Origin of the sequence: Billgrantia gudaonensis, from assembly GCF_900100195.1 — a bacterium.
GTDB lineage: Bacteria > Pseudomonadota > Gammaproteobacteria > Pseudomonadales > Halomonadaceae > Halomonas > Halomonas gudaonensis.
Window position 1 is genome coordinate 1 of record NZ_FNES01000035.1, and the last position, 7,379, is coordinate 7,379.

Annotated in this window: 6 protein-coding genes; 4 read left to right on the forward strand and 2 right to left on the reverse strand. The window is 68.0% G+C overall.

Features of this window, described 5'->3' with window-relative positions; translation table 11 throughout:
* From BLP96_RS19605 to BLP96_RS19620, 4 genes are all read left to right on the forward strand, one after another.
* Nucleotides 1-1,422 (forward strand): (Fe-S)-binding protein (locus BLP96_RS19605; protein ID WP_143005157.1); only part of this gene is annotated, 1,422 nt, incomplete at its 5' end.
* A gap of 105 nt (nucleotides 1,423-1,527) precedes the next feature.
* Nucleotides 1,528-2,586 (forward strand): efflux RND transporter periplasmic adaptor subunit, encoded by a 1,059-nt coding sequence (locus BLP96_RS19610; RefSeq protein WP_245682319.1) that lies wholly within the window; start codon nucleotides 1,528-1,530, stop codon nucleotides 2,584-2,586.
* Between the two features lie 17 nt (nucleotides 2,587-2,603).
* Nucleotides 2,604-5,762 carry an efflux RND transporter permease subunit gene (locus tag BLP96_RS19615; protein WP_089689217.1) on the forward strand — a complete coding sequence of 1,053 codons (3,159 nt, stop codon included), beginning with the start codon at nucleotides 2,604-2,606 and terminating at the stop codon, nucleotides 5,760-5,762.
* A gap of 25 nt (nucleotides 5,763-5,787) precedes the next feature.
* A complete protein-coding gene (locus BLP96_RS19620; RefSeq protein WP_089689218.1) occupies nucleotides 5,788-5,988 on the forward strand; it encodes a DUF2905 domain-containing protein in 201 nt (66 codons plus the stop codon).
* A 9-nt stretch (nucleotides 5,989-5,997) separates the two neighbouring features.
* On the opposite strand, the gene BLP96_RS19625 is transcribed toward BLP96_RS19620, so the two are convergent.
* Nucleotides 5,998-6,519 (reverse strand): hypothetical protein, encoded by a 522-nt coding sequence (locus BLP96_RS19625; protein ID WP_089689219.1) that lies wholly within the window; start codon nucleotides 6,517-6,519, stop codon nucleotides 5,998-6,000.
* Between the two features lie 100 nt (nucleotides 6,520-6,619).
* Entirely contained in the window at nucleotides 6,620-7,000 is a 381-nt protein-coding gene (locus tag BLP96_RS19630) for an Ltp family lipoprotein (protein ID WP_089689220.1), read from the reverse strand.
* Nucleotides 7,001-7,379 lie beyond the last annotated feature (379 nt).

The window sequence follows — 7,379 nt, forward strand, 5'->3', positions numbered from 1 at the left end:
GGCCAGCTCGACCGCACCATCGACGAACGGGCGTGGCAGGCCCACGCCGCCACCGTCTACTGCAACGGCAACGGCGCCTGCTACAACTACGACCCCTTTGATGCCATGTGCCCGTCGTGGAAGGCCACCCGCCAGCGCATCCACTCGCCCAAGGGGCGGGCCAGCCTGATCCGCGAGTGGCTGCGCCAGCAGGAGGCGGCCGGCATCGACCTGGTCGAGGAGTCGCGCAAGAAGAAGGCCGAGGGCGCCTGGGGCTTCGTCAAGGACTTCCCGCTGCGCCTCAAGAACAGCCTGGCCCGGCGGCGCGGCGAGGCGGACTTCTCCCACGAGGTCTACGAGGCCATGGCGGGGTGTCTCGCCTGCAAGTCGTGCGCCGGCCAGTGCCCGGTCAAGGTCAACGTGCCCGACTCGCGCTCGCGCTTCCTCGAGGTCTACCACGGCCGCTACCTGCGCCCGCTGCGCGACTACCTGGTCGGCGGCCTGGAATTCCTGATGCCCACGCTTTCCCGCGTGGCGCCGCTCTACAACGCCGCCCTGAGCAACCGCCTGGTCGAGCGCCTGCTGGCCGGCCCGCTGGGCCTGGTCGACACGCCGCCGCTCTCGCGCGCCAGTCTCGGCAAGCAACTGCGCGCCTGGGGCGTGGCCGAAGCCACGCCGACTGCGCTCGGCCTGCTCACCGAGGCGCAGAAGGCCCGCAGCGTGGTGCTCGTCCAGGACGCCTTCACCAGCTTCTACGAGGCCAAGCTGGTGATGGACATCGTCGAGCTGCTCGCGCGCCTCGACGTGCGGGTGTTCGTCGCCCCCTTTTCGCCCAACGGCAAACCGCTCAACGTCCAGGGCTTTCTCGGCGCCTTCGAGCGCACCGCCGAGAAACAGGCCGCGCGCCTGCGCACCCTCGCCGAGTTCGGTGTGCCGCTGGTGGGCATCGACCCGGCGATGACCCTCACCTACCGCCAGGAGTACGTGCACGCCCTGGGCGCCGACGCCGTGCCCGAGGTGCTGATGCTGCAGGAGTGGCTGGTCACCCAGTCCCCCACCCTGGCCCGCCAGCTCGCACCGGGCGGCCAGACGCTCGACGACCCCGGCTTCAAGCTGCTCGCCCACTGCACCGAGAAGACCACCGCCCCGGGCTCGCCCGGCGCCTGGCAGCAGGTGTTCGCCGCCTTCGGCCTGGAGCTCGAGCTGGTGGCCACCGGCTGCTGCGGCATGTCCGGCACCTACGGCCACGAGGCCCGCAACCTCGCCACCTCGAAGACCGTCTACGCCCAGTCGTGGCAGCCGGTGGTGGAGAACGAGGCCAACGCCGGCCGGCTGCTCGCCACCGGCTACTCGTGCCGCAGCCAGGCCCGGCGCCTCTCCGATACCGCGCTGCCCCACCCGCTGCAGGCCTTGTTGAAGCAGGTACGCCTCGTGCAGCGTTGAACGCTGCACGGCCCGGCCGACGGAACTCGCCGCTGAGTCCCAGGCCGAATCGTACGCAGGGTAACTCGTGGCGGCAGGCTGCCGCCCGAACGCACAAGGAGAATCGTGACCGTCATTCGCTCCCCTCGAAGCCTTCTCGGCCTCGGCCTGCTGCTCGGGCTCAGTGCACCGCTGGCGGCCCAGGAAGCCCTCGTCACCACCGCGCGGGTCGAGGAGCGCGCCATCGTGGAGACGGTCGCGCTCAACGGCAGCGTGACCGCCCCGCGTACCGCCCACCTCTCCAGCGACGTGGAGGGGCGCGTGACCGAGCTACCGGTGGCGCTCGGCGACCGCGTACGGGCGGGCGACCGGCTGCTGGGCATCGACGCCGAGGAGATCGAACTCGAGGCGCGCAGCGCCGAAGCCGACGTCAGCGAAGCCCGCGCGACGCTAGACAACGCCCGCCGACGGCTGGAGGAAGGCACCCGCCTCGGCGAAGGCCGCAACATCGCTCGCAGCGAGCTGAGCGAGCGCGAGACCGACGTCGCCATTGCCGAGGCCACCCTGGAGCGGCGCCGCGCCGAGCGCGACCGCCTGCAGGCACGCCTGGAACGCCATCGCCTACGCGCCCCGTTCGACGGCCGCATCACCCAGCGCGACGTGGCAGTCGGCGAGTGGGCCACGCCCGGCACGCCGCTGCTGACGCTGATCGACCTCGACGATCTGGCGCTCGATTTCGCCGTGCCCCTCGAGCTGCATCACCGCCTCGCCGAGGCCGAACTCGAAGTGCGCCTGCCGGGGCGCGACGACTGGCTCCCCGCCCGGCCCGTCGCCGACGTACCCCGCGACGACGGCGCCTCGCGCCAGTTCCTGCTGCGCGCCACGCTCGACGAGGCCCCGGCGATGCTGCCCGGCATGGCCGTGCAGGGCCGGCTGCTGCTACGCGGCGAGCGCGGCCCCACGGTACCGCGCGATGCCCTGCTGCGCCGCCCGGACGGCAGCGTCAGCCTGTGGCTGGCCGAGGAAGAGAACGGCGAATGGCACGCCCGCGAGCGGCGCGTCACCCCCGGCGCCAGCCACGACGGCCGCGTAGCCGTGCAGGGTGTCGACGCCGGCGAACGCGTCGTGCTGAGGGGCAACGAGCGTCTGGAGGAAGGGCAGCGGCTCACCCTGGAAGACGAATGAAGGAGCACTGAATCCCCATGTTCGCGGCCATCATTCGTCACGGCGTTCTGGTCAGCGTGGTCTCGCTGATCCTGCTGGTACTGGGCATCGCCGCCATCTGGCGCATACCGGTGCAGATGATCCCCGACCTGGAAGTGCGCACCATCGGGGTCGAGACCCGCTGGCCCGGCGCCACGCCCCAGGACATCGAGAAGGACATCCTCATCGAGCAGGAGGAGTACCTGCGCAACGTGCCCAACCTGGCGCGCATGGAATCCACCGCCACCAGCGGCGCGGCAGAGATCGAACTCGACTTCCCCTTCGGCATCGACCTCACCGAGACGCTGATCCGCGTCAACAACGCCCTGAGCCAGGTGCCCTCCTACCCCACCAACGTCGACCAGCCGCGCATCGTGGCCAACTCCTTTTCGGCCAACGCCTTCATGTACTTCAACGTGGCGCCCCGCGAGGGCAACCCGCGCGATCTCGACATGGCAGCGCTGCGCGACTACCTGGAAGACAACGTGCGCCCGCGCATGGAGAGCGTGGAAGGCGTCTCCGAAGTCACCGTCTCCGGCGGCGCCGAGCGGCAGATGCAGTTGCTGATCGACTCCGACGCCCTGGCCGATTACGAACTCGGCGTCGCCGACATTCGCGACGCCCTGAACGCGCGCAACCAGGACGTCTCCGGCGGCGACCTGGAGAGCGGCAAGCGGCGCTACCTGCTGCGCACCGTGGGGCGCTTCCAGGACGTCGCCGAACTCGAATCGCTGATTCTCGCCCGCCGCGGCGACACGGTGATCCGCCTGGGCGACGTGGCCGAGGCGCGGCTCGCCCACGCCGAGCTGAGCGAGCGCTCCTTCGATTCCCGGGGCGATCCGGTGCTCAGCGTGCAGGTACGCCGCCAGCCCGGCTCCAACGTCATCGACATCAAGCGCGACATGCTCGCCGAGGTCGCCTCGCTCAACGACGGCCTGCTCGCCGAGCAGGGGCTGCACATGACCCTCTCCAGCGACGACGTGCGCTACGTCGAGGCCTCCATCGCCAACGTCTGGACCAATCTCGGCCTGGGGGCGCTGTTCGCCACCCTGGTGATGTTCGCCTTCCTGCGTTCGCCGCGCGCCACCTTCGCCGGCGTGATCGGCATTCCCATCTGCACCATCGCCGCCTTCCTGGGGCTGCTGCTGGCCGGCCGCACCCTCAACGTGATCTCGCTGGCCGGGGTCGCCTTCGCCATCGGCATGACCATCGACAACACCATCGTGGTGCTGGAGAGCATCGAGGCCCAGCGCCGCCAGGGCCGCAAACGCTTCGAGGCCGCGCTGGTCGGCGTGCAGCAGGTGTGGCCGGCGGTGCTCGCCTCCACCCTGACCACCGTGCTGGTGTTCGTACCGATCTTCTTCATCGAGGAGGAAGCCGGCCAGCTCTACTCCGACATCGCCGTGGCCATCGCCACCTCGATCCTCGCCTCGCTGGTGGCGGCGATCACCGTGATACCCACCCTAGGCGCCCACCTCGACTTCCACGGCGGCGGCTACTCCGAAACGAAGACGCCGCGCTGGATGCGCGGCTGCCTGCGCCTGGTGGACATGCTGATCGCCTCGGCGCCGCGGCGCGGGGCGGCCATGGTCATGGCGCTGGCGGGAGGCCTGGCGATCTTCGTATGGCTGACGCCGCCGGCCGCCTACCTGCCGGAAGGGGAAGAGGCCAAGACCTTCGCCAGCATGAACGCCCCGGCGAGCTACAACCTCTCGACCATGACGGCCATCGCCGAAGAGGTGCAGGCCGAGCTGCTGCCCCACGTGGGCGCCGATCCCAGCGACTTCGACGAAGGCCGCAGCGATATTCCCGCCATGCGCACCATGGGCACCCAGGTGGGGCCCCAGAGCCTGCGCATCATCGCCGAGACCCGCGACCCGGCCCACATCGAAGCGCTGATGGACGCCCTGACCGAGCGCTTCGAAGCCTATCCCGACATGCGCGCCTTCGCCTCGCGCGGCTCGATCATCTCCAGCAACGACGCCGGCACGCGCAGCATCACCCTGGACATCGCCGGCAACGACCTCGCCGAGCTCTACGCCGCCGCCAACCGGCTCTACGCCCGGGCCGATCACGTCTTCGAGAATCCGCGCATCCAGTCGCGCCCCTCGGCGCTCGACCTTGGCCAGCCACTGATCGAGATCCATCCCGATTGGGACCGCGCCGCCGAGGTGGGCCTGGACGCCGACGCCCTGGGCACCACCGTGGCCGCCCTCACCAACGGTACCTACCTGGACGACTTCTATCTCGAGGACCAGAAGATCGACCTCTACGGCTACGGCGCCGACGTGAACGCCACCGACCTGGACGACCTCGTCGACCTGCCGGTGCACACGCCCATCGGCGCCACCCTGCCGCTGGCCAGCCTGGCGGAGATTCGCGAAACCGTGGGCACCGCCACGCTGCGCCGCGTAGACGGCCGGCGCAGCGTGACCCTCGACATCATCCCGCCCGGCGACGTGCCCCTGGAGGCCGGCATCGAACGGGTGGAGCGCGAGGTGATCGAACACCTGCGCGAAGCCGGCGAGCTGCCGGGCAACATCGACGTCACCCTCACCGGCGCCGGCGACCAGTTGGACGCCACCCGCGCCTCGCTCATGGACAACGGCCTGATCGCCCTGGTCATCGTCTACCTGCTGCTGGTGGCGATCTTCGCCCACTGGGGCTACCCGCTGCTGATTCTGGCCACCATTCCGCTGGGCGCGGCCGGCGGCATCGTCGGCCTGGCGCTGATGAACCTGGTGGGCGGCTGGCTGCCCCGGCTGGGGCTCGCCGAGATCGACCAGCCCTTCGACATGATCACCATGCTGGGCTTCTTGATCCTGATGGGCACGGTGGTCAACAACCCCATCCTGGTCGTCCACCAAGCCCGCGAAAACCTGCGCGAGGCCACCGCCGACGTGCGTCAGGCGGTGCGCGACGCCGTGGCCAGCCGCCTGCGCCCCATCGCCATGACCACCCTGACCACCATCGGCGGGCTCTCGCCGCTGGTCTTCTTGCCCGGCGAAGGCACCGAGCTCTACCGCGGCGTGGGCGCCATCGTGCTGTTCGGCCTACTCGGCACCGCCTTCGTCACGGTGACCTTCCTGCCCGCGCTCACCGTCACCCTGCTCTCGCGAACCGGCCGCCGCCGGCACGGTCCCTTGAAGCAGCAATGAGTTCAGCGTGAGAGGAAACGACCCCATGTCCCGCACCCTGATCATCATCGGCATCGCCATCGTCGCCGTCGGCCTACTCTGGCCGTGGCTCTCCAAGCTGCCGCTGGGCCAGCTCCCCGGCGACATCGTCATCCGCCGCGAGAACTTCTCGTTCTACTTCCCGGTCACCACGATGATTCTGGTAAGCGTGGCGATCTCCGCGGTGCTGTGGCTGTTCAATCGCTGAGAGCGGCGATCAAGCGTTGGAAACGCCCCAGCGAACCAGCCTGTCCGCAGGCCAGTGGGTCGCGAAATCGTCGCTCTCCGGTTCACCATCCAGACACGCCACCAATCGATCCCAGCGCGCTTCCGTCAGTTCCCAGGCCGTGGCGGGCAGGAAGAACACCTTGCGGCTGAAGGAAGGCAGCACGAACTCCGACACCCAGAACGAGGGCACGATGAAAACGCGCGGCGGCTGGCCGCTACGTTTTTGCAGATCCACCAGCGCATACCACAGCGTCGGGCTGTGCTTGCCGATAGCCCCGGCGCCCACGTCCCACTCGCAGCCTTCGCGCCCATAGCGCTGCCGGCGATAGGCACCGCGCGATGTCTTGACCTGTATCGAAAGGCTGCGGGAACCATCGGCCTTGGCCGCCACGATATCCACCGCCGGCGCATTGCCCACCGTCAAACTGGCGTGAATGCCTCGTCGCGCGAGCTCATAACACACGTAGTACTGCCCCGCCGCACCGACGAACTGGCTTTTTGCTTTGGTCAAGTGCGTTGACTCCTGTATCGACGTTGATTTTCTAACGCCTCTGTTGGACGCGGCTGCCTAGCAGCCGTCGAGTTCCATCCCGTGGTTAGGCCGAAACCGTCTACTCGCACGCGTTCGTCTGCCGAGCGCCGTAGGTTGCCTGGCTCTCGGTGTAACCGTCGCCATAGCTGGATGAGAGCTGATCAATCAGACCGCGGCAGGAGAAACCCTGCATTTGTAGGTACAGCCTAGCAGACTTCACCGCCTGCTCGTTCCAATCAACGTTCAGACTATCCACTGCTACCGTCGCATCGGAACGGTCATAACCATCTCCGTATTCGGATGAGAGCTGCTGGATAAGCCCCTCTCGTGAGAACCCTTGCATGCTAATGTACTGATTCGCAGATCGCACGGCGTTCTTCTGAGGACCAGTCAAACTTTCCGCCCATGCCGGCCCCGCAACAAGAACAACAGCAAGCAATACTAAGTTGATGACTTTCATTGAACTGACTCCACTGATAGGACATGTCGGTCTAACTGTTCAGCATTTTTTCGCCGTGCGAAGCATGGCGGATAAATGCCTGTTGGACTAAGCCGCCCGTCAGGCTACGACGCCGCTTCTATAGGGTTTTGTATTGGCCGGAGCGTGACCGGAGGCATCCGGTCGCGAGGGTACGGACCTGTGATGCCGCGTCCGGGCCGTGAGATTGGCCATGTTTTCACCCCTTTCCGAACCCAATTCAACCCAACCTAGCGCGTCTATGGGGCAAAATCCATCCGCGGAACGAGCGCCACCGCGGCCCGCAAGCGAGCCGGTTCGCCGAGTCCGTTGTGTGGGGGTGGCGTTAGGTCATGTTCGATACCGTTGCGTCCTGTGGTTG

Bases quoted from the DNA above. Each gene is read 5' to 3' on its own strand.
- BLP96_RS19615 (WP_089689217.1), top strand. From the start codon at position 2,604: ATGTTCGCGGCCATCATTCGTCACGGCGTTCTGGTCAGCGTGGTCTCG.
- BLP96_RS19620 (WP_089689218.1), top strand. From the start codon at position 5,788: ATGTCCCGCACCCTGATCATCATCGGCATCGCCATCGTCGCCGTCGGC.
- BLP96_RS19630 (WP_089689220.1), bottom strand. From the start codon at position 7,000: ATGAAAGTCATCAACTTAGTATTGCTTGCTGTTGTTCTTGTTGCGGGG.